Annotated in this window: 20 protein-coding genes; 17 read left to right on the top strand and 3 right to left on the bottom strand. The window is 69.7% G+C overall.

Annotated elements, in window-relative coordinates:
• The first annotated feature begins 48 nt into the window (after window positions 1-48).
• The 10 genes from K0817_RS01345 to K0817_RS01390 all read left to right on the top strand — a co-directional run bounded on the left by K0817_RS01345 (window position 49) and on the right by K0817_RS01390 (window position 13,781).
• A complete protein-coding gene (locus K0817_RS01345) occupies window positions 49-1,119 on the top strand; it encodes an ABC transporter ATP-binding protein (RefSeq protein WP_219979294.1) in 1,071 nt (356 codons plus the stop codon).
• Window positions 1,116-1,913 carry an ABC transporter permease gene (locus K0817_RS01350; protein WP_219979295.1) on the top strand — a complete coding sequence of 266 codons (798 nt, stop codon included), beginning with the start codon at window positions 1,116-1,118 and terminating at the stop codon, window positions 1,911-1,913. The genes K0817_RS01345 and K0817_RS01350 overlap by 4 nt, the downstream gene beginning before the upstream one ends.
• Window positions 1,914-2,179: 266 nt before the next feature.
• Window positions 2,180-5,206, top strand: coding sequence for a hypothetical protein (locus K0817_RS01355; protein WP_219979296.1), 3,027 nt, complete (start codon window positions 2,180-2,182; stop codon window positions 5,204-5,206).
• 215 nt (window positions 5,207-5,421) lie between these two features.
• Entirely contained in the window at window positions 5,422-5,895 is a 474-nt protein-coding gene (locus K0817_RS01360; RefSeq protein ID WP_219979297.1) for a MarR family winged helix-turn-helix transcriptional regulator, read from the top strand.
• A gap of 13 nt (window positions 5,896-5,908) precedes the next feature.
• On the top strand, window positions 5,909-6,397 hold the full coding sequence (locus K0817_RS01365) for a glutathione peroxidase (protein WP_219979298.1): 489 nt from the start codon (window positions 5,909-5,911) through the stop codon (window positions 6,395-6,397).
• Between the two features lie 243 nt (window positions 6,398-6,640).
• Window positions 6,641-9,283, top strand: coding sequence for an ABC transporter substrate-binding protein (locus K0817_RS01370; protein WP_219979299.1), 2,643 nt, complete (start codon window positions 6,641-6,643; stop codon window positions 9,281-9,283).
• Window positions 9,280-10,275 carry an ABC transporter permease gene (locus K0817_RS01375; protein ID WP_219979300.1) on the top strand — a complete coding sequence of 332 codons (996 nt, stop codon included), beginning with the start codon at window positions 9,280-9,282 and terminating at the stop codon, window positions 10,273-10,275. Before K0817_RS01370 ends, K0817_RS01375 begins: the two co-directional genes overlap by 4 nt.
• Complete coding sequence (locus K0817_RS01380; RefSeq protein ID WP_219979301.1) at window positions 10,272-11,132, top strand: ABC transporter permease; 861 nt, start codon at window positions 10,272-10,274, stop codon at window positions 11,130-11,132. Before K0817_RS01375 ends, K0817_RS01380 begins: the two co-directional genes overlap by 4 nt.
• Window positions 11,129-12,709 (top strand): ABC transporter ATP-binding protein, encoded by a 1,581-nt coding sequence (locus tag K0817_RS01385; protein ID WP_253735109.1) that lies wholly within the window; start codon window positions 11,129-11,131, stop codon window positions 12,707-12,709. Before K0817_RS01380 ends, K0817_RS01385 begins: the two co-directional genes overlap by 4 nt.
• Before the next feature lies 1 nt (window position 12,710).
• The gene (locus tag K0817_RS01390; protein ID WP_219979302.1) at window positions 12,711-13,781 is read left to right on the top strand and encodes a peptidase C39 family protein; all 1,071 of its coding nucleotides are present in this window, start codon (window positions 12,711-12,713) and stop codon (window positions 13,779-13,781) included.
• Between the two features lie 277 nt (window positions 13,782-14,058).
• Here the strand turns inward: K0817_RS01390 and K0817_RS01395 are convergent, their stop codons facing one another.
• Together K0817_RS01395 and K0817_RS01400 are read right to left on the bottom strand one after the other, a co-directional pair.
• The gene (locus K0817_RS01395; protein ID WP_253735110.1) at window positions 14,059-14,499 is read right to left on the bottom strand and encodes a hypothetical protein; all 441 of its coding nucleotides are present in this window, start codon (window positions 14,497-14,499) and stop codon (window positions 14,059-14,061) included.
• Window positions 14,496-16,106 carry a PspC domain-containing protein gene (locus K0817_RS01400; protein WP_219979303.1) on the bottom strand — a complete coding sequence of 537 codons (1,611 nt, stop codon included), beginning with the start codon at window positions 16,104-16,106 and terminating at the stop codon, window positions 14,496-14,498. The genes K0817_RS01395 and K0817_RS01400 overlap by 4 nt, the downstream gene beginning before the upstream one ends.
• A 115-nt stretch (window positions 16,107-16,221) precedes the next feature.
• Here K0817_RS01400 and K0817_RS01405 point away from each other — a divergent pair, with 115 nt between their 5' ends.
• The 3 genes from K0817_RS01405 (at window position 16,222) to K0817_RS01415 (ending at window position 20,856) form a co-directional block, all read left to right on the top strand.
• Window positions 16,222-17,511: an ATP-binding protein gene (locus tag K0817_RS01405; RefSeq protein WP_219979304.1), complete on the top strand. Its 1,290-nt coding sequence runs from the start codon at window positions 16,222-16,224 to the stop codon at window positions 17,509-17,511.
• Window positions 17,504-18,190, top strand: a complete 687-nt coding sequence (locus K0817_RS01410; protein WP_219979305.1) for a response regulator transcription factor — start codon at window positions 17,504-17,506, stop codon at window positions 18,188-18,190. Before K0817_RS01405 ends, K0817_RS01410 begins: the two co-directional genes overlap by 8 nt.
• Before the next feature lie 179 nt (window positions 18,191-18,369).
• The gene (locus K0817_RS01415) at window positions 18,370-20,856 is read left to right on the top strand and encodes an ATP-dependent helicase (protein WP_253735117.1); all 2,487 of its coding nucleotides are present in this window, start codon (window positions 18,370-18,372) and stop codon (window positions 20,854-20,856) included.
• Window positions 20,857-20,888: 32 nt separating this feature from the next.
• Here K0817_RS01415 and K0817_RS01420 read toward each other — a convergent pair whose 3' ends face one another.
• A complete protein-coding gene (locus K0817_RS01420) occupies window positions 20,889-21,497 on the bottom strand; it encodes a MerR family transcriptional regulator (protein WP_219979306.1) in 609 nt (202 codons plus the stop codon).
• 80 nt (window positions 21,498-21,577) lie between these two features.
• Between K0817_RS01420 and K0817_RS01425 the strand changes: the two genes are divergently transcribed.
• The 4 genes from K0817_RS01425 to K0817_RS01440 all read left to right on the top strand — a co-directional run bounded on the left by K0817_RS01425 (window position 21,578) and on the right by K0817_RS01440 (window position 24,515).
• Window positions 21,578-22,006, top strand: a complete 429-nt coding sequence (locus K0817_RS01425; protein WP_219979307.1) for a hypothetical protein — start codon at window positions 21,578-21,580, stop codon at window positions 22,004-22,006.
• Between the two features lie 321 nt (window positions 22,007-22,327).
• The gene (locus K0817_RS01430; protein ID WP_219979308.1) at window positions 22,328-23,572 is read left to right on the top strand and encodes an SseB family protein; all 1,245 of its coding nucleotides are present in this window, start codon (window positions 22,328-22,330) and stop codon (window positions 23,570-23,572) included.
• An 80-nt stretch (window positions 23,573-23,652) separates the two neighbouring features.
• Window positions 23,653-24,039 (top strand): metalloregulator ArsR/SmtB family transcription factor, encoded by a 387-nt coding sequence (locus tag K0817_RS01435; protein ID WP_219979309.1) that lies wholly within the window; start codon window positions 23,653-23,655, stop codon window positions 24,037-24,039.
• On the top strand, window positions 24,036-24,515 hold the full coding sequence (locus K0817_RS01440) for an SRPBCC family protein (RefSeq protein ID WP_219979310.1): 480 nt from the start codon (window positions 24,036-24,038) through the stop codon (window positions 24,513-24,515). Before K0817_RS01435 ends, K0817_RS01440 begins: the two co-directional genes overlap by 4 nt.
• The last annotated feature ends 1 nt before the right edge of the window (window position 24,516 follow it).

The following is a 24,516-nucleotide window of genomic DNA, read 5'->3' on the forward strand; positions in this document are numbered from 1 at the left end:
CTCACCATGCGGACCGGATGTGTCCGCATTGGTTCCTAGCTTGGATTCATGGCGAACGAACCGATCATCGAAGCGCAGGGTTTGACCAAGCGCTTCTCCGTCAAGAAGAAGACCGTCGAGGCGGTCACCGACCTCACGTTCCAGGTCGCGCGCGGCGAGCTCGTCGCGTTCCTGGGACCCAACGGCGCAGGCAAGTCGACCAGCCTGCGCATGCTCACCACTCTCATCCCGCCGACCTCGGGCACCGCGCGCGTGGTCGGCTACGACATTCTGCGCCGTCCGGCCGATGTGCGGGCACGCATCGGCTACGTGGGGCAGCTCACCAGCGGCAGCTTCTCGCAACGGGCGCGCGACGAGCTGCTCAGCCAGGGCGCGTTCTACGGCATGAGCAAACCGGCAGCCCGCAAGCGGGCCGACGAGCTCATCGAGTCGCTCGACCTCGCGGGCTTCGCGAACCGCTCGGTGCAGCAGCTGTCGGGCGGGCAGAAGCGCCGGCTCGACGTGGCACTCGGCCTGATGCACGCGCCGCCGCTCATCTTCCTCGATGAGCCGTCGACGGGGCTCGACCCGCAGAGCCGGGCGAACCTGTGGCAGCACATCCTCGAGCTGCGCGCGAAATACGGCACGACCGTCTTCCTCACCACGCACTACCTCGAAGAGGCCGACCGCTACGCCGAGCGCGTCATGGTCATGGACAAGGGCCGCGTGATCGCCGACGACACGGCAACACGGCTCAAGGCGAACCTCGCCGGTGACCTGCTCACCTTCGGGTTCGCGACGGACGCGGATGCCGAGCGCGCGGCCGCCGTCATCCAGCAGCTCACCGATCGCGAGGTGCGGCGCGAGGGTGCAGCATCTGTAGTTCTCACGGCACCCGAGGGCGACGCGCTCCTGCCGGCGGCGGTGCGCGCGCTGGACGTGGCCGGCCTGCAAGTGCAGCGCGCCACGGGCGTGCCGCCCACCCTCGACGACGTGTTCCTGGCGCTGACCGGGCGCACGCTGCGCGAGGCGGGCGAGGGCGAGCCTGTCGAAGAAGAGAGCGAAGAGACTCCGGATGCCGCGGCCGAAGCATCCGGTGCCGCCCCACAGGTGGCAGAGAAGACGGGAGCGAACCGATGACCACGACCAGCGCAACCCAGCGACCCGACACCGCGGTGCGGGTCAACCCTGCGCGCGACACCTGGAACGTGCTCACGCGCGAGCTCAAGCCGGTCGTGCGCGACCCCTTCTCACTCATCTTCAGCCTCGTGCAGCCGCTGGTGTTCCTGGGGCTGTTCGCGCCGCTGCTGATCGGCTCGTCGGGCGCTCCGGTCGGCGAGACGCTGCAGTGGTTCGTGCCGGGCGTGCTCGTGATGATCGTGCTGTTCGGCACCGGCGCGACCGGATCGAACCTGCAGTACGAGATGATGACGGGCTCGCACGAGCGCACGCTGGTCGCACCGCTGGCTCGGTCGTCGCTGCTGGTGGGCCGCGCGCTGAAAGAGATCGTGCCGATCATCGTGCAGGCGCTGATCATCGTGCTGATCGCGTGGCCGTTCGGCTTCAGGATCGACGTGGCCGGGCTCATCATCGGCCTCGTGCTGCTCGCGGTCTTCGGTGTCGGCCTCGGCTCGCTGTCGTACACGCTCGCGCTGAAGACGAAGGACCGCGAGTGGCTGTTCTGGGGAGTGCAGCAGACTCTGATCTTCCCGCTGCTGATCCTGTCGGGCATGCTGCTGCCGCTCGATGACGCGCCGGGCTGGATGCGCGCCGTCGCCACGGTGAACCCGATCAACTGGGTCGTGCAGGCCGAGCGCGCGCTGTTCGCCGGCGACCTCGGCAACATCGCGGTGCTGTGGGGATGGGTGGCCGCGGTCATCCTGGCGCTGCTCGGCCTGTGGGCCGGAATCCGGGCCATGCGCAAGAGCAGCTGAGTGAAGGAACGCGGATGCCGGGGGCACCGGCATCCGCGTTCCGCCTCGGACCGGCGCGCAGTCTTCGGTCGTTGTGCGAGCGGAGCGAGTCGAAACGCCTGGGCCGGTGTCGGCGCGGTGGTTCGGGGCGTTTCGACTCGCTCGTTCCTCGCTGGCTCAAGGAGCGAGGCCTGCGTGCCCGCGCGCATTCCGCGCCTCGGCAACAGGTCTGCAACGGCTCCGGCATACGGTAAGGGCGGCTTTGCGCGCGGTCCTAGGATCAGAGAATGACACAGGCGACGCGGCGGGCCATCCTCGCCGTCGTCACCGGCATCGTCCTGCTCGCCCTCGGATTCGGCGTCGCCGTCGTCGTGGGCGATGCGCTGGGCATCCGCACCGAGCCCGCCGCGCAGATGCAGCCCGCTGCTCCCGTCGTGCCGGCGGTCGCGGTCCCCGCGACCCCTCCGTCGATCTCATCGTTAGACGTTCCGACGACCGAACGTGTCGAGGTCGCCGTCGAAGAACTGCTGGACGCCGTCGCCGACGCGCCGGAACGTGTGGGGGAGACATCCGTCACCGTCACCCTCCTGCCGACGCTTCGACCCGAGACGAGCGACGGATACACGCTCGAGGGCGACGCGACGGCGCTGCGAGTCTCGGCCCTGTCGGAGAACGGCGCCACTCGTGCCATCTACGACCTCGCCGCGGCGGTGCGGGCGGCGCGACCGCTGACCGACCTGATCGGCACACACGAGTCGTCGCGCCTGCCGCTGCGGATGACCGATCTCGGCGCGGTCGGCGTGACCCCCGACCCGGCCGAATGGGAGGCGGGCGACGACTATTCGCACGCGTCGAAGGCCTTCGCCGATGTGCTCCAGCCCGAGGCGCCGTACATCGACGACGCGGCGCTCGCCGACGCGTACGAGGACTTCGACGGCTTCCTGCGTCACTCGCTCGCGAACGGGTTCAACGCCGTGGCGTTCCCCGGGTTCGTCGAGTTCGTCACCTTCGACGATGCCCCTGGTGGCCCCGTCTACGCCGACGCCGATGACCACCGAGACAAGGCCCTCGCACTGCGCGAGGCGTTCGCGCCGTTCTGGGAGCGCGCCGACGAGCTCGGCATGAAGGTGTTCCTGCGCACCGACATGCTCGCGCTCACCGGACCGCTCGAGCAGTACCTCATCGACCGCTTCGGATCGCTCGACACCGAGAACCCCGAATTCTGGGATGCCTACACCGCCGGCCTCGATGAGCTGTACGACGCGGTGCCGGCCCTGGACGGCGTCCTCATCCGCATCGGCGAGGCAGGCCCCGTCTACGACGTGGACGGCTGGGACTACTACTCCGCGCTCGAGGTGACCACGGTCGACGCCGTGCGGGTGATGCTCGAAGCTTTCACGGGGCAGGCCGAGGCATCCGAGCGCGAAGTCATCTTCCGCACGTGGTCGGTCGGCGTCGGCGCCGTCGGCGACATGCACACCAACGCCGAGTCGTACGAGGCGGTGCTCGGCGGCATCGACTCGCCGGCGCTCATCGTGTCGACCAAGTACACGCTGGGCGACTTCTACACGTGGCTGCCGCTCAACGACACCCTCGAGCAGGGCTCGCAGCGCCGGATCGTCGAGCTGCAGAGCCGACGCGAGTTCGAGAACTACGGCGCGTTCCCGAATGACCTCGGCCCGGAGTACCAGTGGGCGCTGCAGGAGCTGCTCGCCGCGAACGATCAGCTCGAGGGCGTGTGGGTGTGGACGCAGGACGGCGGACCATGGCGCGCCGGACCCATGTCGCTGTACCTCAAGGCCGGGTTCTGGCAGCTGTACGAACTGAACACGCAGGTGGCGGCATCCCTCGCCCGTGATCCTTCGGTCGATGTCACTCAGGTCACCGCGGACTGGGCCAGGGAGTGGTTCTCGGACGACCCCGCGACCGTCGAGGCGATTGTGGAAGCGATGACGCACTCGCGCGAGGCGATCGCTCAGGGCATGTACATCGAGCCGTTCGCCGCGCAGCGCGTGTTCGCGATCGGGCTCGAGCCGCCGCCCATGATGTGGATCTTCGAGTGGGACATCCTCACCGGCGATTCCGCCGTGCTCGACGTGATGTACGCGATCGCCCGCGATGCCGAGGGCGGCGTCGAGGCCGCGATCTCGGGCGGAGCCGAGGCCGTCGCGGCCGTCGAGCGCATGCGCGACCTCGTGACGGCGACGGATGCTGCCACCTGGCGTTCCGACGAGATGCGCGAGGCGTTCGTGTCGACCCTGGATTACGAACTCGACACGCTGCGGCTGCTCGCGGCGTATCGCGCGATGATCCTGCACCAGGGGGAGTGGCACGACACCCTCGCGCCCGAAGCGCACGCAGCGTGGGACGCCGACCGCGTGGAGTTCGAGGCGCTCGCCGCCGAGCACCTCGACCGGTACGAGGGTGACCTCGACCACCCGGCGTTCAACCTCACCGCCGCGCAACTCGGCGTGGAACGGGCCGAGCGCGACCTGACCATGGCGTGGCTGGCCCGCGTGCTGCTCGTGTTCGCCGGAGCCTGGCTGCTCATCGGCATGATCGCGGCGCGCACGAGGCTGGTGCGTCGTCCCGGTGCCGCGGCGGCTCGCGCGTCGTGGATCGCGTCGACCCGGCCGTGGCGTGCGCGCGAATCGACGCTCGGCATGCTCGAGCTCGACCGCTGGCTGCTCCTGGCGGTGCCGGCCGCGCTGCTGGTTGCGACTCGCGCCGTGCAGACGTCGTTCCTGTCGTGGACGCACCTGGCCGTCGTCTTCGGCGCGTGGGCGGTGTTCGCACTCGTGGTGCGCGCGTGTGTAGGGCGGCGCTCGCCGTGGCCAGTGCTCGCGGCGGTCGGCGGCGTCGTGGTGCTGCGCTGCATCCTCACGCTCTTCGCCGTCGCTTTCACCGGCCCGGGCGGATACTGGTTCGCATTCTGGACCGACCCCGTGCTGCGCACCGTGTACATCGCCGTGGCGGTCGCGCTGTTCGTGTGGGTCTTCGTCGCGGGCGGCTGGGCGCTGTCGGCCCAGGTCGGCGCGCGCCGCGCGACCGGCTACGTGCTCGCGGGCGTCGGCGCCGGGCTCGCGGTGCCGGCCGCCGTCGTCGGAGCGATCGGCCTCGAGGCCACGCTCACCCTCTGGAACGACGAAATGGGCCTGCTGCCGTGGGGCCTCGCCCGCATCCTGGGCATCACGACGTACCTCGAGATCCCCGCCGAGACCCCGTGGGTCGCTGTGGGCCTCGGCGCCGCGCTGCTCGTGGTCGGCGTGCTGCTGGCGCTGCCGTGGCAGCGGCGCGGGGCCGCGGCATCCTGAACCGCCCTCTCTTCGGTCGCGAGATCAGGTGATGTCACGGGGGTAGGACGTTTGGCGCGGTTTTCTCCTACCTCGGTGACATCACCTGATCTCGCTTCGCGCTGCGAGGTGAGAAGGGCGGGACGGATGCCACGGGCCGCGGCATCCTGATCTGCACAGGCGTTCCGAACCTCCGATAGCTTGTATCCCAATTATTTGCATGCAAAGCTTGGCCTATGAGCACCCGGACGTCGCCGACCCTTGAGTCCTCGGTGTGCTTCGCGCTGTATTCCTCGATGCAGACGACGCTGCAGCTGTATCGCGAACTGCTCGCCCCCTGGGGCCTGACCTATCAGCAGCTCATGGTCCTGGCCGTCGTCTGGGAGCGTGGCGAAGTGTCGCCGGGCGAACTCGCCGAGCTGCTGTGCCTCGATGCGAGCAGCGTCTCGGGCCTCGTCGGCCGCCTCGAACGCGCCGGCCACCTCCGTCGCGAGCACAGCGAGTCCGACCGCCGGTCCGTGCGCATCGGCGCCACCGAGCATTCGCTCGCGGTGCGCGGTGAACTCGGCCACATCGAGCGCTGCGTGGCGGAGGCGATGAAGCTGACGCCCGACGACGCGGAGACCGCTCTCGACACGCTTCGCTCACTCCGCACGGCGATGCTCTCCTACGACGCACGCAGTGCCGCAGCATCCGCCGCCGAACGATGAAAGAGGAGAACGCATGACGCTTCAGGAGATCCCGGTCACCACGATCCACGGGGAGCAGACCACCTTCGGTGAACTCGTCGACGGACGGCTGGCGCTCGTCGTCAACGTCGCGTCGCGGTGCGGGCTTTCGCCCCAGTACGAGCAGCTGGAAGCGCTGCAGAAGGCCTACGCCGACCGCGGCTTCACCGTGGTGGGCTTTCCGAGCAACCAGTTCCTGCAGGAGCTGTCGACCGAGGAGGCCGTCGCCGAGTACTGCTCCACCACGTGGGGCGTCACGTTCCCGATGACGGAGAAGGTCAAGGTCAACGGCCGCAACGCCCACGCGCTGTACCGGCAGCTGACCAAGACGGCCGACGTCGACGGCAAATCCGGTCGCATCACCTGGAACTTCGAGAAGTTCCTGGTGAGCCCCGACGGACAGGTCAAGCGGTTCTCACCGCAGATCAAGCCCGACGAGCCCGAGGTCATCGAGGCCATCGAAGCCTGGCTGCCGGCCGACTGAGCGCCGCAGGGGAGAGCGGGTAGGGGGTGGGGGTTCGGTCCGCGGCATCCTGAACCACACCCTGCCGTCGGTCGCGATATCAGGTGATGTCGCGAGGGCAGGACGTTCGGCTGGGATTTCTCCTACCCCGGTGAGATCACCTGATCTCGCGTCGGGTTGTGACGTGACTATGTGTCCGGCCGTGTTCATCTGACGAGACATATCGTTACACCATCGAAATGTCAGAATGAATAGCATCGGGCTATGGACAGCAGTGACGCCCTTGAGATTGACACCCTCACGCGCGCGCTCGATGTCCACTCGCTGCGCATTCTGGTGGCCATCGACCAGGAAGGCTCGATCAGCGCTGCGGCGCGGTCGCTCGGATTCAGCCAGCCCACGATCACGCAGCACGTGCAGCGGCTGGAAGCCCGCCTCGGTGCGCAGCTCGTCGCGCGCACTGCGCGCGCGGCATCCCTCACCCCGGTGGGCGCCTTGCTCGCTCAGCACGCGCCGCGGATCGACGCGAGCCTGACGGCTGCCGCGACAGAGCTCGCGCGCGTCCTCGGGCGTCGCGCAGGTGCCGTCCGGTTCGCCGCCGAGATCGCGAGCGTCGCCCACGTCGTGGCGCCGACGATGGCGCGGCTGAACGGTCAGATCCCGGGCATCGAGGTGACGGTCCACGAGTGCGCCGACGCTTCCGAGGCGCTCGACATGGTGCGCGGGGGCCGCGCCGATGTCGCCGTGACCCTGGCCGTCGCCTCTGCCGGCCGGCGTCCGACGCCCCGCCGAACCGGCATGCGCTCGACCTTCCTCTTCGCCGAGGAGGTCGTGGCCGTCACTGCAGCCGACCTCGATGCGCCCGGAGGCCGTGTCGACGCGCGCGCCCTGTCGAGCCTCCCGTGGATTCGGGGACGCGGCACCTGCAGCGACGTCGTCGCGGCATCCATCGACCGCACGCCGCGCGGCGACGACCTCGTGGTGAGCCGCCCCGATGCCGCCATCGCGCTCGCCGCCCACGGGGTGGGCACCGCGTTCGTTGCCGAGTCCGACCTCGTCGGCGTCTCACTTCCCGCGGGCCTTCGCGCCCTCGGCATCGCTCCGTCGTTCACCCGGCGTATGTCCGCGGCAACCCTCGTTGAGGCGGCATCGATCCCCGCCGTCGCGACGGCCCTCCGCACGCTCGCCACACACCGCCGCATTCCCGCCGAAGTCGAAGCCATTCTCGACGCCCGCCGGCGCAGCGAAAGCCATCGCGCCCGATTCCGCACCGCAGCACTCACACCCGAGGAGAGTCCCATCATGTCGATCCCGTCTCCGGCCCGCCTCGCGAAAGCCGGCGCCGTGGCCGCTGCAGGCGCGCTGCTTCTGGCAGCCTGTTCCGGCCCCGCCCCCGAATCCAACGCCGGCCCCGACTCGGGCGCCGATATCGACCACATCTCGGTGGCATTGCCCGGATCGCTCTCGAGCCTCTATGTCGGCCAGGAAGCCGGCATCCTGAACTACTACATCGCTTCGATCGCCCAGGAAGGTCTCGTCTCGGTCGACGCTCAGGGGCGCACCCAGCCGGGGCTGGCCGAGTCGTGGGAGCAGACCGACGAGGTCACGTATGTGTACGAGCTGCGAGACGACGCCGTCTTCCACGACGGCACCCCTGTCACCGCTGACGACGTCGTCTTCAGCCTCGAGCAGGCGCGCGACGAGACGAGCTCGCCCGGTCTGGCGTACTACCTGTCGAACGTCGACATGATCGAGAAAACCGGTGATAGCGAGGTCACCATCACGCTGACCGAGCCCGACGCGGCGTTCGCCGCGAACATGAGCACCGGTGGCGCCGCGTTCATCACGTCGAAGGCGTTCTGGGAAGACCACGACGGCAAGGTCGGCACCCCTGACGCGCTGCTGCTCGGCTCGGGACCGTACAAGGTGACCGAGTTCGCCCCCGACTCCCACGTGACCTTCGAACGCGTCGACACCTGGTGGGGTGAACTGCCGAAGGTGAAACAGATCACCGTCAACTTCATTGCGGATGAGTCCACCCGCCTGCTCGCCGCGCAGTCGGGCGACGTGGATGTCGCCTTCAACGTGCCGCTCGCCCAGTCGCAGCAGTGGGAGGGACTCGACACGATGCGCGTGGACTACGTCAACGATCTGTCGTACGTGGGCCTGTACTTCAACACGAGCATCGCCCCGTTCGACGACCCCAAGGTGCGGCAGGCCTTCGCGCATGCGGTGGACCGGGACGCCTACGTCGAGCGGCTTCTGCGCGGGCACGGCGAAGCGGCGACCTCGATCATGACACCCGAGTCGCTCGGGAACGTCTATGGCGCTGACGAGGCACGCGAGGCGCTCGCCGGTATCCCGCAATGGGATTTCGATCTGGATGCCGCAAAGGCGGCCCTCGCCGAATCCTCGGTGGCCGACGGGTTCGAGGCCGAACTCCTCACGCCGAACACCGGCCCGCAGCTCGGCACGGCTGCGCAGGCGCTCGCGCAGAACCTCGCCGAGGTCGGCATCACGCTCAACGTGCGTGAGGTGCCGATCGAGGAATGGCTTGCCAGCCTGGATGCCTCGTCCGACCATGGCGTCGGCCTGATGTGGTACTTCTCGACGCTGGGAGACCCGGCCGAGGTGCCGAGCTACCTTCTGGGCGCCGGCAACCCGTCGGCATATGACAACCCCGAGATCGTGGACCTGCTCGCGCAGGCCGGAGCGGAGTCCGACCCTGCCGCGCGAGTCGACCTGTTGATTCAGGCTGAGACGCTGCAGGCAGAGGACGCTGTCAACGTTCCGCTGTGGTGGGGTCAGTCCGCCACTGCCTTCGCAGACGACCTCGGGCTCAACGACTACAGCTCCTTCGCGTTCATCTCGTCGTGGCCGACCCAGCTGTACCGGATGGGCCAGTGACGCAGCAGCTCCCCGTCCGAGCACGCGCGTCGCGGTACCGGTCGGTCGGCCGATTGCTGACGGTGCGCGTGCTCGGCATGCTCGCCGTGCTGCTGGTGCTTTCGATCGTGATCTTCTCGCTCATGCACCTGGCGCCCGGCGACATCGTGAAGAACCTGCTCGGCAACCGTCCGTCCTCGCCCGAGGCGGTCGCGGCGGTCCGCGCCCAGTACAACCTCGACGACCCGGTGTGGTTGCAGTACCTGAAGTGGCTGGGCGGATTCGTCACGGGTGACCTCGGGCAGTCGGTCCGGCTTCAGGTAGCCGTCGGCGACGCGATCGGCCAGCGCCTCGGCATCACTCTGGCGCTGTGCGGCCTCGCCTTCGTCATCGCGCTGGTCATCGCCGTCCCGCTCGGCGTGCAGAGCGCGGTGCGCGCCGGCGGATGGACCGACCGCACCGCGAACAGCCTGGCGATCGTCGGGCTCAGCGCCCCGACCTTCGCCGTCGGTCTGCTGCTGCTCTATGTGTTCGCGTACTACTTCCGCATCTTTCCCGTCTACGGCGGGGGCACGGGCGGACTGGACACGCTGTGGCACCTGGTGTTGCCGGCTGTGACCCTCGCGCTGGGCCTCGGCGCCATCGTCGTGAAGCTCACTCGCACGGCGATGCTCCGAGAACTCGAAGCGGACTACGTCACGTCGGCCCGCGCCCGCGGCATCGCCGAATCACAGGTGCACCGCATCGCGCTGCGCAACGCCGCGATACCGATCGTGACCGGCGCGAGCCTCGTGCTGACCTTCCTCGTCGGCGGCACGGTGCTCGCCGAGACGACATACTCACTGCCGGGGCTCGGAACGCTGCTCCAGGATTCCGTGCTCTTCAAAGACATCGCAGTGGTGCAGTCGCTCACTCTTCTCGTCGCGGTGGTGATCGCGATCATCGCGCTGCTCGCCGACCTGGCATACTTCCTTCTCGATCCCCGCATCCGCCGCAGTGAGGTGCGCGCATGACGGCCGCGATCGATCTGCTGAGCGCTCCGTCTCGCACCAAGCGCCGGCGCGTGCCCTGGACGATCGTCTTCGCATTCGTAGTGCTCGGTCTTGCTGTGTTCGCGGTGCTGTTCGGCGGTTGGCTGTACCCCGACGCGATGCGGCAGGACATCTTGTCCGGCCGGCTGCCGGCCGGCACGCCAGGATACCCGCTGGGCACCGACGAACTGGGTCGCGACGTGTGGGCGATGACGGTCGCCGGTACCGCCTCCGCGCTGATCGGGCCCGTGTGCGTCGCGGTCGGGTCGATGGTTCTCGGCATCGTGCTCGGAACCCTTGCCGGCTACGAGCGCGGCTGGCTCGACGTAGTAGTCAGCCGCTGGACCGATCTGCTCCTTGCGCTGCCCGTGCTGCTCGCGGCCATCGTGGTGTCAGGCGTGTTCGGCGGCGGCTACTGGATCACCGTCGGCCTGCTGATCCTGCTGTTCTCACCGTCCGACATCCGAATCGTGCGAGCAGGGGTGCTCGAGCAGTCTGCACGCCCGTATATCGAAGCGGCGAGGATGCTGTCGCTGTCGCGTTGGCGCGTGATGTTCCGCCACATCCTTCCCAACGTCTCGACCCTGGTGCTCACGAACGCCATGCTCAACGTCGCGTTCGCGCTGGTCGCCTTCTCCTCACTGTCGTTCCTCGGAGTGGGGGTCCCGCCCGGGACGGCCGACTGGGGGCGACAGCTCACCGACAACCGCGCGATCATGTTCGACAACCCGTTCGCGGTCATCGTGCCCGCGGTGCTCATCATCCTCGTCGCATCCGCGGTCAACCTCGTCGGCGACTGGGCGGGCCAGCGCCTCTCACAGGTGGGAAAGGCGCTGTGAACGGCGTGCGAATCGAAGGCCTGACGGTCATCGGGCACGACGGCCCCATGGTCGCGCCGCTCGACGCCGCGATCGAACCCGGTCGTACCCTCGCCGTCATCGGCGAGTCCGGGTCGGGCAAGACATTGACCGCCAAGGCGCTCGTCGGCCTGCTCCCACGGGGCTTCCGGGCGAACGGCTCGATGCACATCGGCTCTCGCGCCGTCGGTCTCGACGCGAGCGATGCCGAGTGGAGAAGCGTTCGCGGTCGCACCGTCACGCTCCTCCTCCAGGACCCGTTCACGAGTCTTTCCCCCGTGCATCGGTGCGGCGATCAGATCGGGTGGACGCTGGATGCCGCGGCGCCGCGTCGCCTGTCGCGCGGCGAGCGCGACCAGGCCGTCGCCGAGGCGCTCGCGGAGGTGAAACTGCCTTCGTATGTCGCCCGTTCGTATCCCCACCAGCTCTCGGGTGGGATGCGGCAGCGTGTCGCGATCGCTGCCGCGCTCGCCGCGGATCCCGAACTCATCATCGCCGACGAGCCGACGACGGCGCTGGATGCTTCGAACCAGGCCGAGATCCTCGACCTGCTGCGGTCGGTGCAGCGGGCCCGGAACCTCTGCGTCATCCTCATCTCCCACGACCTGGGGCTGGTGCGCGGACGGACGGATCATGTGCTGGTGATGCGGCACGGCGAGGTCGTGGAGCGGGGCGCCACCGCCACCGTGCTCGCGGACCCACAGCATCCGTACACGCGTGCCCTGATCGAGGCGGACCCGACGCTGGCTGCGTCGTCGGCAGCGGCCGGCCCCGGCGGGATGCCGGACGATGACGGTGCGCCGTTGCTGCGTGCGCGGGGCGTCGTCAAGCACTTCGGCGAACGACTCGTGCTAGACGACGTGGACCTCGACGTCGGCTCGGGAAAGATCGTGGGCGTGGTCGGAGAGTCCGGCTCGGGCAAGTCGACGCTCGCCCGGTGCATCGCCGGACTCGAGACGGAGGGCTCCGGCGAGATCCTCTTCGATGGCGCCCCCCTGGCCCCCGGCCGCAGATCACGCACGCCCGGGCAGATGCAGATCGTCTTCCAGGATCCCTATTCCTCGCTGAACCCGATGATGAGCATCGGCGCGATCCTGCGAGAAGCGCTCGGCGTCGCCGGCCGCCCGCCGGGCGACGTGGCGTCGCTGCTGGCCACGGTGGGACTTCCGGCGGAGTTCGCTCGCAAGCGACCCGCCGAGCTCTCGGGTGGGCAGCGTCAGCGCGTCGCGATCGCGCGGTCGCTCGCCCCGAACCCGCGCCTGCTCATCTGCGACGAATCGGTTTCGGCGCTGGACGTGTCGGTACAAGCGCAGATCCTCGCCCTGCTCGTGCGGCTGCGTGACGAGCTCGGCATCGCGATCCTCTTCATCTCGCACGACCTGGCCGTCGTGCGCATGCTGGCCGACACGGTCGCGGTCCTGTGGCAGGGCCGTGTGGTCGAGTCGGGGACGTGCGAGCAGGTCTTGAGCGAACCGCGCCACGAGTACACCGCGCTGCTGGTCGCCGCAGCACGCCGCGAGAACCCGGGCGTCGTCGTCGACGCTCCAGGAAAGGACTGATATGCCCGCCACACTGCGCGACGCCGCCGGGATCTCGCCGGTCGACATCGCCGACGAGCTTGAGGCTCACGGCTTGACCGCGACACGGGCGGCCCGGTGGCGACTGTCTCGCAGCGGGTATCGCCCGGCGAGCGTGGTCATCCGCGACGATGCGGGTGCACCGGTCGCGGCGGCGCTGACCAGCGGCCGCCCCTCGACCGCCGCCACGAAGATCATCGACCTGTGGTGGCGCGACGAGACGGCCGCGGCGCAGGCAGTGGATGCGGTTGTCGAGGGGGCGCGTGACCGGGGCGACGTGGCGGTCAAGTGGGAGGTCGTCGCGGGCGAGGGTGTTCCCGCGTTCGGCGTCGACCGGGGCTTCGTCGCGATGCGCCGGCCCTGGGCTGCCGTCGGCACCGAGGCGGTCGGCGGATACGTCCTGTGGCTCGACGCGGTCGAGCACGATGAGCCGGGGTATTACGCCCAGACCACGCTGTTCACCTGCGGTGCCGTGGCCGCCCTGATCGCGTCCGAGGGGCGCGCGCCGGGCGGCTTCGACGGCAGCGCGGGGGACCGCGATCGCGAGATCGCGTTCTGGCGGAGCGCCAGCAATTACCCGGCGTGCGAGCCGATCGGTCTGGCTGTCGCGCTCCACGACCGGGTGGCGGGCGTGTCTGCCGCGGCCGTCGAGGTGGCCCTGGATCTCGAGGGCCCTGCGCTGCTGGAAGGCTTCGAGGGGTTCGACCATTCGTTCCGCGCCGAACTCCAGGCCGACTCGTTGCGGCAGGCCATCGAACGGGGCATCCCGGTGCGCCGGGATCGGATCGCGGTGACGGAGATCGCGGAACGCGTGGCGGGTGGCGAACGAGCTCTGCTCCTGATCGACGAGGCGGCCATGCACGGCGAAGTCGGACCTCACTGGATCGTCGCGCATGCGGTGGCAGGCGGCGCCGTGGTCGTCGAGGACCCCTGGATCAACGTCGAAGCCGGCGAGACCTGGGTCGACACACACGAGCTGCCGATTCACCTCGCCGACCTCGACGTGCTCGTGCGCTGGAGCGACGAGGCGTACCGCGGCGTGATCTTCGTCTGAGAGGGGTGCGGCCGCGGGCCGCAGCATCCGTTCCCGCACGGTTCGTCTGCCGAGAACAGGTGTTCTGGCGAGGGCAGGAAGAGTGGGGGCGGTTCGGACCCGTGTGCGCTGAACCAGGTGTTCTGCGCGACGGATGCCGGAGCCCCTGCCCGTGCCGGTGCTGCAGGTCCTCCACAGGAAAACCGGCCTTCCACAGGAGATCTGACCGTTCCACCCTCCTGTGAAAGCGCGGTTGACCTGTTGGCGCAGTGGCGACGTGCCCGGATGCGGCGCCGGATCAGGCCTCGACAGCCCCGCGCTCCGCATCGGCCATCGGCCCGGACCGGCGGCGAGCGAGCGCGCGCTGCGCGCGGCGTGCGACGCCGACCACGCCCGCTACGAGCGCGATCGCGCCGACGACGAGCGCGAGGTACGCGACCGCGGCGGGCGGGGAGAGGTTCACTGTCCAGTCGGCCAGGGCGGTGCGCCGGTCTGGGCTGACCGTCACCCACAGCGCGACCGCGGCGGTCGCGGCGAACACGGCGCCCCAGATGATCGCCGCCCAGCGGGTGCGAGGAGCCTCCGTCGCGGCGGCCGGCGCCGCGACGTCCGCGGTCACCGGAGCCTGATAAGCCGGCGGGAAGAGTGCGGTCGACACGGGGGCCGGGGTCTCGGGCGTCACGTCTTCGTCCGCCGGCGGGAGCGGCGTGTGCGAATCGGGGGGCGGGGCGTCGGTCATCGGTTCTCCTCCGACTCGTAGATGGTCACGAAAACGGATCCGGCGGCCTGGTCGAGCTCGATGCGCTGGCGCGTCGCGGGTTCGGCCGACGGGCCGGTGTTGCGCACGAACCACGTCCACTCGGCGCGCCCGTCGGGGCCGTCGTGGGGATAGACCGCGCCGTCCTCGGACTCGCCGGTGGCCTGATCGATGCGGCTGAAATTGACACCGCCCCGGTCCAGGGTCGCCTTCAAGTCGAGCACGGTGCCCGGATACACGGTGATGTAGGTGTCACCAGAGACCTTGTGGATGCTGATGTCTCCCGCGGTGACAGTCTCGTCGTCCGACAGCGAGAGGACCACGATGTCGGCGGTGCCGAAGGGCTGGGTGATCGACACCGGTGAGGCGTTCGTGGCCAGATGGACGTGCCCCAGCGCGAGGCTGCGAGGGCCGGATGCCACGGCCGTCGCCAGTCCCGCGACCAGCAGCGCGATCGTCACGGCCGCGAGAAACCCGCTGCGCCGGCGGAACGCTCCCGCTCCGATCATCGCCAGCGCGGCCACGACAGCTCCGGCGAGGAGACCGATGGCCGCAGCGAACGGCGCGGTTGCGGCATCCGTCATCGCCATCAGCGCGCAGATCGCACCGGTGACGACCGCCGCGCCCAGCGCGGTCAGCACGAACACGAAGCTCGTGCGCGGCCGCGTGGCACGGCGGAGGCGGCGGCGCTCCTCGGCCTCGGCGGCGAACGCGGCGCCCGCGGCCTCGCGCTCGTGGCGTGCCTGCTCGCGCGCTGCGCGCTCGGCGTCCTGCTGGCTGCGACGCCACGCGTCGTTCTGCGCGCGCCAGGCTTCGTGCGTCGCCCGCCACTGTGCGATCTCGGCGTCATCCGCCAGGGGACCTGGCGGGGGAGCCAGCAGGCCGGGCGCCTCCGACGGGGGCTCGGCCGGCGCCCGACCGGCCGAGCCCCCGTGCTCCGCGAGGGGAGCGGCTGCCGCGTCGTCACCCGAAGACGATGCGGTCGCCGGCATCGGGTCGGACTCCGCGGAAGCCGTTCGCGAAGTCTCCGCCGAGGCGCGCCGGCCGGCACGCGCCGACCGGACGATGAGGAACGTGGCGCCGCCGATGAGCGCCAGCGTGAGGATGACACCGAACCCGCCGGACGGCGACGACAGATCCCAGATCGGCAGCGGGTAGCCGCCGAAACCACCCCACAGAGGGGTGAACGTGGCATTCCACAGCCATGGCGCGAGGGGGACCAAGCTCACCACGGCGAGGATCAGGATGCCGATCATGGCGGGGTCGAACCGTGCGTGGAACAGCTCGCGCAGGTGAATCCGGCCGCTCGCGTCGGGCAGCAGCGCCCACGCGATCGCGTAGATCAGCAGCGCCGGGAAGCCGATCAGCGCGACCACCACGAAGATGCCGCGCACGATGATCGGATCGATGCGCAGGCGTGCCGCGACACCGCCGCACACGCCGCCGAGCCAGCCGTCGGCGCGGACGATGCCGAAGCCGCGGACCCACGAGAAGAAGCGGTCCGATCCGGTCGGAAGGCCGGGCGGAGCGGGCGGGGGCGGTCCGGGGTCGGCGGGGGGACTCGCCGGTGCGGACGTCGTGTCGGTCATGAGTCCAGCCTGGCGGTGCGCCCGCCGCACCCGCCATGGGGTGATCCCCTGACCCGACCCTGATCCTTGCCCCCGACGGTGCGCTCGGCGGGCCGCCGGGTGATTGGATGAGCGCATGGCTGCGAAGACGAGGATTGCGGATGCTGCGGCGATCGCCCGCGCGCACGACCGCGCCGTCCGTCGACAGCCGGACTGGGTGCGCCCGGCGCTGGAGCGTCCGCGTGCGTGCGCCGTCTCGGGGGTCTCTGCCGCGCTGGCACATCACCTCGGCTGGCCGCTGTGGTTCGTGCGCGCAGCATTCGTCGTGCTCTCGCCGGTGTGGGGCATGGGGGCACTGCTGTACGCATGGCTCTGGGTGTTCGTGCCGTGGGCGCCGGCCGAACGCGACGATGACAGGCCGACCAGGCGCGTGCCGGTGGCGTGGATCCTCACGGCCCTGTCGATCACGGGCGTCCTCGCCACCCTGGTGGCACTGGGCACATGGCGAGCAGGAGGCGTCGCCTTCGGCACGGTGCCCACGTGGGCAGCGTCGGTGATCGGCACGACCGCGCTCGCCGCCGCGGCGGGTGTGTGGGCGACCTTGGTCGATCGGCGTGACCCGGCTCGCGGGCCCCGGCACGAGACGATCGTCCGCATCACCGTGACCGTCGTGCTGGCGGTGGTGCTCTTCGCCCAGCTCACGACGCTGGCCGACGCCGGAATCGCCGGGTTCGTGATCGCGCTGGTGCCACTGGTCGGCATCGGGCTCGTGTACTCCTCGGTGCTCGTCGACAAGTGGCGAGAGCTGACGGGCGAGCGCGTGCGCCGCATCCGCGAAGAACAGCGCGCCGAGATGGCGGCGCACCTGCACGACTCCGTGCTGCAGACGCTGGCGCTCATCCAGAACCGCTCCGAAGCCTCGAGCGACGTCGCACGACTGGCTCGCGCGCAGGAGCGCGAACTGCGCGCGTGGCTGTACGACGGTGATGCTCCCGCCGACAGCGACCTTCCGACCGACCTGAGGGACTACGGCGCGGCCCTCGAGCTCGACTATCCGGTGCGCATCGACGTCGTCTCGGCAGGGCTGCCCGCAGAGCGGGCCAGCGGCGAGGTGGCCGCGGCCTCCCGTGAGGCGATGCTCAACGCGGCACGGCACGCGGGCGGCGACGTCTCGGTGTACATCGAGGGCAACGCCGACGCGGTCGACGTGTTCGTGCGCGATCGGGGGCCGGGATTCGATCTCGAATCGGTGCCGGCCGACCGGCTCGGCATCCGCGAATCGATCATCGGACGGATGCGGCGAGCCGGAGGTTCCGCGACCATCCGGCGTGGAGCCGGCGGCGGCACCGAAGTGCACCTGCATTTCGTGAACGACGCGTCCGCCGCCAAAGATCCGATGCCGTCCGCGGAGGCCCGTCTTGGCTGAGGCGACCGTGCGCGTGCTGATCGTCGACGACCACTCGATCTTCCGATCCGGCCTGCGGGCCGACCTGGACCCGTCGATCGACGTGGTGGGCGAGGCCGCCGATGTCGCCGCCGCGGTCGAGGCGATCGCCCGGACCCAGCCCGACGTCGTGCTGCTCGACGTGCACCTGCCGTCGGGGGAGGCTGGGGTCGTGGGGACCGGCGCCGATGCGGCGGGAGGCGAGGCGGTCATTCGCGGCGCGGCACCGTCCGCCCCGTCCACGCGCTTCTTGGCGCTGAGTGTGTCGGATGCCGCAGAAGACGTCGTCCGCGTCATCCGGGCCGGTGCGCGCGGGTACATCACGAAGGGCTCATCGGGAGCCGAGGTCAGTCGCTCCGTCCACGCCGTCGCAGACGGCGACGCGGTGTTCTCGCCGCGGCTGGCCGGGTTCGTGCTCGACGCGTTCGGAGCAGCGATGGGCGAGACGGCGACGACCACCGACGAGCTCGACAGGCTGTCGACGCGCGAGCAGGAGGTCATGCGGCTCATCGCCCGCGGTTACGCGTACAAGGAGGTCGCCGCCGAGCTGTTCATCTCGATGAAGACTGTGGAGTCGCACGTGTCGGCCGTGCTGCGCAAGCTGCAGCTGTCGTCGCGCTATGAGCTGACGGCGTGGGCGTCGGCCCGGCGCCTGCTCTGACGCCCCGGTCGGGTGTCGGTCGGGCGACCTAGACTTGGTGGGACATGACCGACGCCACTCCGACCGCGCCGGGCCCGGCTGGGCCCCCACACCCAGAGGCTCCCGACAGCGCGCCTGGGCCCACACGACCGGCGGCTCCGCGCGACGCGCCAGCGGCGCGTGGAGGCGGCGTGGGGACGATGTCTGGAGGGGGAGTGGGGACCTCTCGTCCTATCGTTCTGGACGGCAGTGCCGGCCCGCGCGCTCACGCCTACCCTGACGCGCGGCCCGACGAGGACTTGCTCGCGGGGCTCAACCCGCAGCAGCGCGAGGCCGTGACGTACCGCGGGCAGGCTCTGCTCATCGTCGCGGGTGCCGGTTCCGGCAAGACGAGCGTGCTCACGCGACGCATCGCGTCGCTGCTGCGCAACCGCGAGGCATGGCCCAGCCAGATCCTCGCGATCACGTTCACCAACAAGGCCGCGGGTGAGATGCGCGAGCGCGTCGAGCAGCTCGTCGGCGACACCGCGCGCGGCATGTGGATCTCGACGTTCCACTCGGCGTGCGTGCGCATCCTGCGGCGCGAGGCCGAGCAGTTCGGCTTCACGAAGGCCTTCACGATCTACGACTCCGGCGACTCGCGCGCGCTCATCAAGCGCCTCGTCAAAGAGCACGAAGCCGACGCCTACGGGCTCACGCCGGCGGCCACGCAGGGCAAGATCTCCAAGCTCAAGAACGAGCTGGCGGATGCCGAGTCCTACGCCCGCTCGGCGAACATGAGCGATCCCGCCGAACGGGTCTTCGTCGAGTTGTTCGCCGCGTACCAGCGCGAGCTGCAGCGAGCCAACGCCTTCGACTTCGACGACCTCATCGCCCAGACAGTTTTCCTGTTCCGGGCGTTCCCGCACGTCGCCGACGTGTATCGCCGCCGGTTCCGGCACGTTCTGGTCGACGAGTACCAAGACACCAACCACGCGCAATACTCGCTCATCCACGAGCTGACCCGGCCGATCGGTTCGGATGCCGCACCCCTGGCCGGCGCCGGCGGCATGATGATCTTCGAGCCCGACCCGGCGAACGACCCCGACAAGGCCGGCGCCTCGCTGACCGTCGTGGGCGACTCCGATCAGTCGATCTACGCGTTCCGCGGCGCCGACATCCGCAACATCAGCGAGTTCGAGCGCGACTTCCCCGGAGCCAAGGTCGTGCTGCTCGAGCAGAACTACCGCTCGACGCAGAACATCCTCTCGGCCGCCAACGCCGTCATCAGCCACAACTTCGACCGCAAAGACAAGCGCCTGTGGACCGACGTCGGCGAGGGCGAGAAGATCATCGGCTTCACCGGCTACTCGCAGCACGACGAGGCGCAGTTCGTCGCCGACGAGATCGAGGTGCTTCGCAAGGCGGGCGTCGACTATTCGCAGATCGCCGTGTTCTACCGCACCAACTCCCAGTCCCGTGCGCTGGAAGAGATCTTCATCCGCTCCGCCCTGCCCTACAAGATCATGGGCGGCACCAAATTCTACGAGCGCGCCGAGATCAAGGACGCCCTGGCTTACCTCGTCGCGGTCGCGAACCCCGCCGATGAGATGGCGATGCGCCGCATCATCAACCGGCCGCGACGGGGCATCGGCGACGTGACGATCGAGACGATCGCCCGCTACGCCGTCGACCAGCAGATCACGTTCCGCGACGCCCTCGCCAACTCGTCAGCGCTGGGCGTGGGCCCCAAGATCCAGGCGGCGATCGCGCATCTGGACGCGGTGCTGGCCGAGGCATCCGCCCTCATGCTTCCCGCGTCGGGTGAGCTCGCGCCGCCGACCGCGGTCGCCGACGGGCTGCAGCTGCTCCTCAGCAAGAGCGGGTACTACGACGCGCTGCGTGCCAGCAAGGACGCACAGGACGAGGCCCGCATCGAGAACCTCGACGAACTCGTCGCCGTCGCGCGGGAGTTCGCCCGCAACAACCCCGAGGGGACGATTCTCGACTTCCTGACCGAGGTGGCGCTGGTGTCGGATGCCGACGACCTCGAAGACGCGTCGGGCTCGGTGTCGCTCATGACGATGCACACCGCGAAGGGCCTCGAGTACGACGCCGTGTTCGTCACCGGTGTCGAAGAAGACCTGATCCCGCACCGGATCTCGGCCAACGAGCCGGGTGGGCCGCAGGAAGAGCGACGACTCTTCTACGTCGGCATCACCCGCGCGCGCAAGCGCCTGTACCTGTCGCTCGCCATGACCCGCGCCCAGTTCGGCGAGGTGACCGTCGCGATGCCGAGCAGGTTCCTGCAAGAGATCCCGAATGAGCTGCTCCACTGGCGCCAGTCGCCCGGCGACGTCAACTCGCGCGGCGGCACCCAGTCCCGCGCGCTCAACGCGCGGCGTCAGTCCGGGTCGGGTTTCGGGGGCTCCGGATCGGGGAGGCGTTACGGCGACGACCTTGTGCCCCTTCCGCGTCGCGAGCCGAACGGCAGTATCGAACGGTTCGCCAACAAGATCCCGGCGAAGGTCCGCGACAACGGCGACCTTGTACTCTCGCCGGGTGACCGCATCCGTCACGACGACTTCGGCGAAGGAAAAGTGGATGCCGTCACCGGCGAGGGCGCGAAGCGAGTCGCGCACGTGCGCTTCGACACCGCCGGTCCGAAGAAGCTGCTGATCAAGATCGCCCCGATCGAGAAGCTCTGACGCGCCGCCGTCCCGCGGACAGCGGCGTCGCCTCAGCCTTCGCCCCGCTCGACCAGGAGGTGGTGGTGGGCGAGGCGGCGGAGTGCGAGCATGACCGGCTCATAGAGCGCCGTGCCGAGCACGGCGTACGGCACGGCCTCGTCGACAGTCATCCCGGCGACCGGCGCGACTTCCTCTGCGGCGACCCGGCGCATCGCATCGCTGTACCGCCGGAGGACCGCGGGTGAGGCATCCAGCCCCGCTCCCTCCACCGCGCGCAGCGCCTCGTCCAGCTGCGCGACCGCGGTGAAGCCGGGGTCGTAGGTGAGGCCCAGCTCGGCGATCGCGGCGCGCGCGCGGGGGTAGTCGTCGCGATCGCCGTCGACGTAGGGCGGGAGTGCACCCACCGCGTGACCCAGGATGTCGATCGGTTCTCCGGTGGGGGAATCGATGAGGGCGAGGATGTCGCGCACCCGCGAGAGCGGGAGGCCACGCACATCCGCGAGCGCCGCGATGAGTCGCAGCCGCGAGAGGTGGTCGTCGCCGTACTGGGCGCTCGTCGCCGACATCGCCTCACCGCGGGGGAGCATGCCCTCGCGGATGTAGAACTTCACCGTCGCGACAGGGACTCCGCTGCGCTCGGCGAGCTGCGAGATCTTCATGAGCTCTCCTCAGGGCTTGCATTGGATACTATCGCTATCCAATACTGGGGAGTGAAACTATCCAGTCGAGTTGCGATCTCATGGAGGACACAGTGGACCCGATCCTCACGATCGTCGCGGGTGCGTCGATCCTTACCGTCATCGGCATCATGTCGGGCGGAACCTTCCTGCTGCGCGTCGCGACGGGCGGGCTGCCGTTCAATGACCTGCAGAAGACCTTCTTCCGGGCGGGCCACGCCCACGCGGGGGTGCTCGTGATCCTCGGGCTCGTGAGCCTGCTGCTCCTCGCGGCAGTAGGCGCTGCGCCCGTGTGGCAGTGGACCGCGGTCGGCGTGCTCGCAAGTGCGATCCTGATCCCGGCGGGGTTCTTCCTGTCCGTGCTCGGGCGCGACCCGCAGCGTCCTGGCCGGGCCATCGCACTGCTCTGGGCTGGGGTCGTGGTGCTCGCGGCATCCCTTCTTGCCGTGGGCATCGGCGTGATCGCGGCAGGAATCTCTGCGCTGTCGTGACGGGCCGGTGTACCTAACTCCGGACTGATGTGGCTGTGCGGTGCGGCGAGTGGCGGGATTCCGCGGGCCGCGGCCTGCTGGTGGCGCGCTGATCAGGAGAACGGTACAGCGGCGGGGTGGGGAGGCGGCCGGGGGTCGCCGCGGTGCCGTGGCGGGGCGGTAGATCGGCGCCTGGGGAGAGGCACCTGTTCGCAATTCAGGCAGAGCGGTAGCGGGGTCGAACGTCCACGGGGAGTTTCGGGGTTCGGCCGTAGCGGAGCTCGGTGCGAGCCTGAGTTGTGAGCATCGAGAGTACGGGAGGGGTCGGGTTAGGCTCGCACAATGGCCTTGTTCTCGCGCCGTCCGAAGAAGCCCGCCGAGCCCGGTTCGGGGGAGGATGTAGCCGCGTCGGCGGCGCCGCCGAGCGAGCAAGACGCCGCCGCCGCCGGTGGAGCTGCCGCAGAGGTGCACGGTGAGTCGAGCTCGCGCGATGCGGGCGCCCCACCAAGCCCGGAGGCCCAGGTTCCAGAGACCTCCGGCACGGAGGCGGTGGATGCCGCGGCTGGGCCCACGCACGCGGAGGCTCCGTCCGACGTGCCGGCGGCGGATGCCGCAGCGCCAACGCCCTCGGGCCCCGCCGAGGTGGACGCCGTGTCGGGTGTATCGATCTCCGTCTCGACGTTCGGCGGGCTCGGCGCTGGGACTCCGGCGACTTCGGCGACGCCCGCCACCCCGGCGACGCCGAAGGAAGCTCCGCGTCCGCGCGGCAACGCGCGTGCCGAGACTCGGGTCGCGCCGACCTCCAGTGAGACCATCCCTGGCCTGCGCGACAACGTGCTGTTGCGGGATGCGCTTGCGCGGGTGCCCGACGGCGCGCCGGCGCACACGGTGCTGGATGTCGCTCGGCAACTGCTGCAGGGGCATGTGTTCCTTCGCGTGAAGGGCGACGCTCGCACGCTGCTCGCGGAGGGCAAGAACCTGCCCCTCGCCGTCGTCAACGCCGGCGAGCGCACGTTCGCCCTCGGCTACTCGAGCGGTGCCGCGTTGCAGGCGAGCCTGCGCGCAGACGGCGACGTCGACACCTCGGCGATGGGGCAGCCGGTGCTCTCGGTGCTCAAGCACGTGCTTGCCGGAACCTATGACGGGCTCATCCTCGATCACGCCTCCGCTCCCGCTCGGGCGGTGCTGCCGAGGGAGCTGCTGCAGAAGATCGTCGAGCAGGCCGACCCGAAGCTGACGGTCAAGACCCTGCTGGCAGGTGATCGCACACCCGCGACATCGGCAGAGATCGCCCAGGCGCTCACCCGTGTGCCGCTGTGGGTGGCCGTCGGCGCCGCCGCCGGCGGCAAGCCGGGGCTGGCGGAGGGTCGGCAGGCCGACGGCACCCGGTACCTCGAGGTGTACTCGCACCCGCTCGAGGTCGCCGTGGTCGGACGCGGCGACAACGCCGCGCCCATCACGGCGACCCAGCTCGCGAAGGCGCTCGGCGGAGATGTTGGCCTGAGCGGTGTCGTGGTGGATCCGGCCGGCCCATGGATCCGGCTCACGCGGGACGACCTGGCGCCGGTGCTGGCTCTCGCCAGCTGACGAACCCGGGCGCGGGGTTGACAACACGCTTCGTGCGGTGTTTTATTCAACACATACGTTGATAAACAAGAAGGTTGATCGTGAATGATGAGTCGCTCGACCGGGCGTTCGTGGCCCTGGGTGATCCGGTGCGCCGCAGCATCATTGCCCGGCTCAGCCGCGGGCCCGCGACAGTGGGCGAGCTCGCCGAGCCGTTCCCGATCACGATGCAGGCCATCTCGCGCCACATCCGGGTGCTCGAAGACGCGGGCCTCGTCACACGATCGCGCGACGCGCAGCGCCGTCCCGTCCACCTCGAGGCCGCCGCGCTGGAACAGCTGACCGCCTGGATCGACCGGTACCGACTCGACGCCGAGCGCGCCTACCGGCGGCTCGACGCGGTACTGGCGGCCACGGCATCCGGAACGACCGACGCGCAGACCCCTCGCCGGACCGCTAACCGACGAAAGAAGGAGAAGGACCAATGAGCAATCCGCTCGTCATCGACGCGCCGCAGGGCACCTCGTACGCAGACATCACCCGCGAGTTCGACGCGCCCGTCGCCGCGCTGTTTCACGCTCACGCCGATCCTGAACTGTACGCGCAGTGGATCGGGCCCGGCGAGGAGCAGACCGTGATCACGCACTGGGACTTCCGCACCGGAGGCGGATACCGGTTCGAGCAGACCGACCCCGACGGCAACGTCTACGCGTTCCGCGGCGTGTTCCACACCGTCCGCGAGAACGAACTCATCGTGCAGACATTCGAGTTCGAGGGCTGGCCCGACGAGGTCAGCATGGACATCATCCGCTTCGAATCGCTGGACGGCGGTCGCTCGCGGTTGGTTGATCACAGCGTGTTCCCGACCACCGAGGTGCTCGAGAAGATGATCGCAGAAGGCATGGAACGCGGCATGCGCGAGGGTTACGACAAGCTCGACGCCATCCTCGCGGGCGAGGGCTGAC

The organism is Microbacterium sp. HD4P20, assembly GCF_019449275.2.
GTDB lineage: Bacteria > Actinomycetota > Actinomycetes > Actinomycetales > Microbacteriaceae > Microbacterium.

Coding starts and splice junctions, on each gene's coding strand:
- K0817_RS01345 (WP_219979294.1), top strand. CDS start 49: ATGGCGAACGAACCGATCATCGAAGCGCAGGGTTTGACCAAGCGCTTC.
- K0817_RS01350 (WP_219979295.1), top strand. CDS start 1,116: ATGACCACGACCAGCGCAACCCAGCGACCCGACACCGCGGTGCGGGTC.
- K0817_RS01355 (WP_219979296.1), top strand. CDS start 2,180: ATGACACAGGCGACGCGGCGGGCCATCCTCGCCGTCGTCACCGGCATC.
- K0817_RS01360 (WP_219979297.1), top strand. CDS start 5,422: ATGAGCACCCGGACGTCGCCGACCCTTGAGTCCTCGGTGTGCTTCGCG.
- K0817_RS01365 (WP_219979298.1), top strand. CDS start 5,909: ATGACGCTTCAGGAGATCCCGGTCACCACGATCCACGGGGAGCAGACC.
- K0817_RS01370 (WP_219979299.1), top strand. CDS start 6,641: ATGGACAGCAGTGACGCCCTTGAGATTGACACCCTCACGCGCGCGCTC.
- K0817_RS01380 (WP_219979301.1), top strand. CDS start 10,272: ATGACGGCCGCGATCGATCTGCTGAGCGCTCCGTCTCGCACCAAGCGC.
- K0817_RS01390 (WP_219979302.1), top strand. CDS start 12,711: ATGCCCGCCACACTGCGCGACGCCGCCGGGATCTCGCCGGTCGACATC.
- K0817_RS01395 (WP_253735110.1), bottom strand. CDS start 14,499: ATGACCGACGCCCCGCCCCCCGATTCGCACACGCCGCTCCCGCCGGCG.
- K0817_RS01400 (WP_219979303.1), bottom strand. CDS start 16,106: ATGACCGACACGACGTCCGCACCGGCGAGTCCCCCCGCCGACCCCGGA.
- K0817_RS01405 (WP_219979304.1), top strand. CDS start 16,222: ATGGCTGCGAAGACGAGGATTGCGGATGCTGCGGCGATCGCCCGCGCG.
- K0817_RS01415 (WP_253735117.1), top strand. CDS start 18,370: ATGTCTGGAGGGGGAGTGGGGACCTCTCGTCCTATCGTTCTGGACGGC.
- K0817_RS01420 (WP_219979306.1), bottom strand. CDS start 21,497: ATGAAGATCTCGCAGCTCGCCGAGCGCAGCGGAGTCCCTGTCGCGACG.
- K0817_RS01425 (WP_219979307.1), top strand. CDS start 21,578: ATGGAGGACACAGTGGACCCGATCCTCACGATCGTCGCGGGTGCGTCG.
- K0817_RS01430 (WP_219979308.1), top strand. CDS start 22,328: ATGGCCTTGTTCTCGCGCCGTCCGAAGAAGCCCGCCGAGCCCGGTTCG.
- K0817_RS01440 (WP_219979310.1), top strand. CDS start 24,036: ATGAGCAATCCGCTCGTCATCGACGCGCCGCAGGGCACCTCGTACGCA.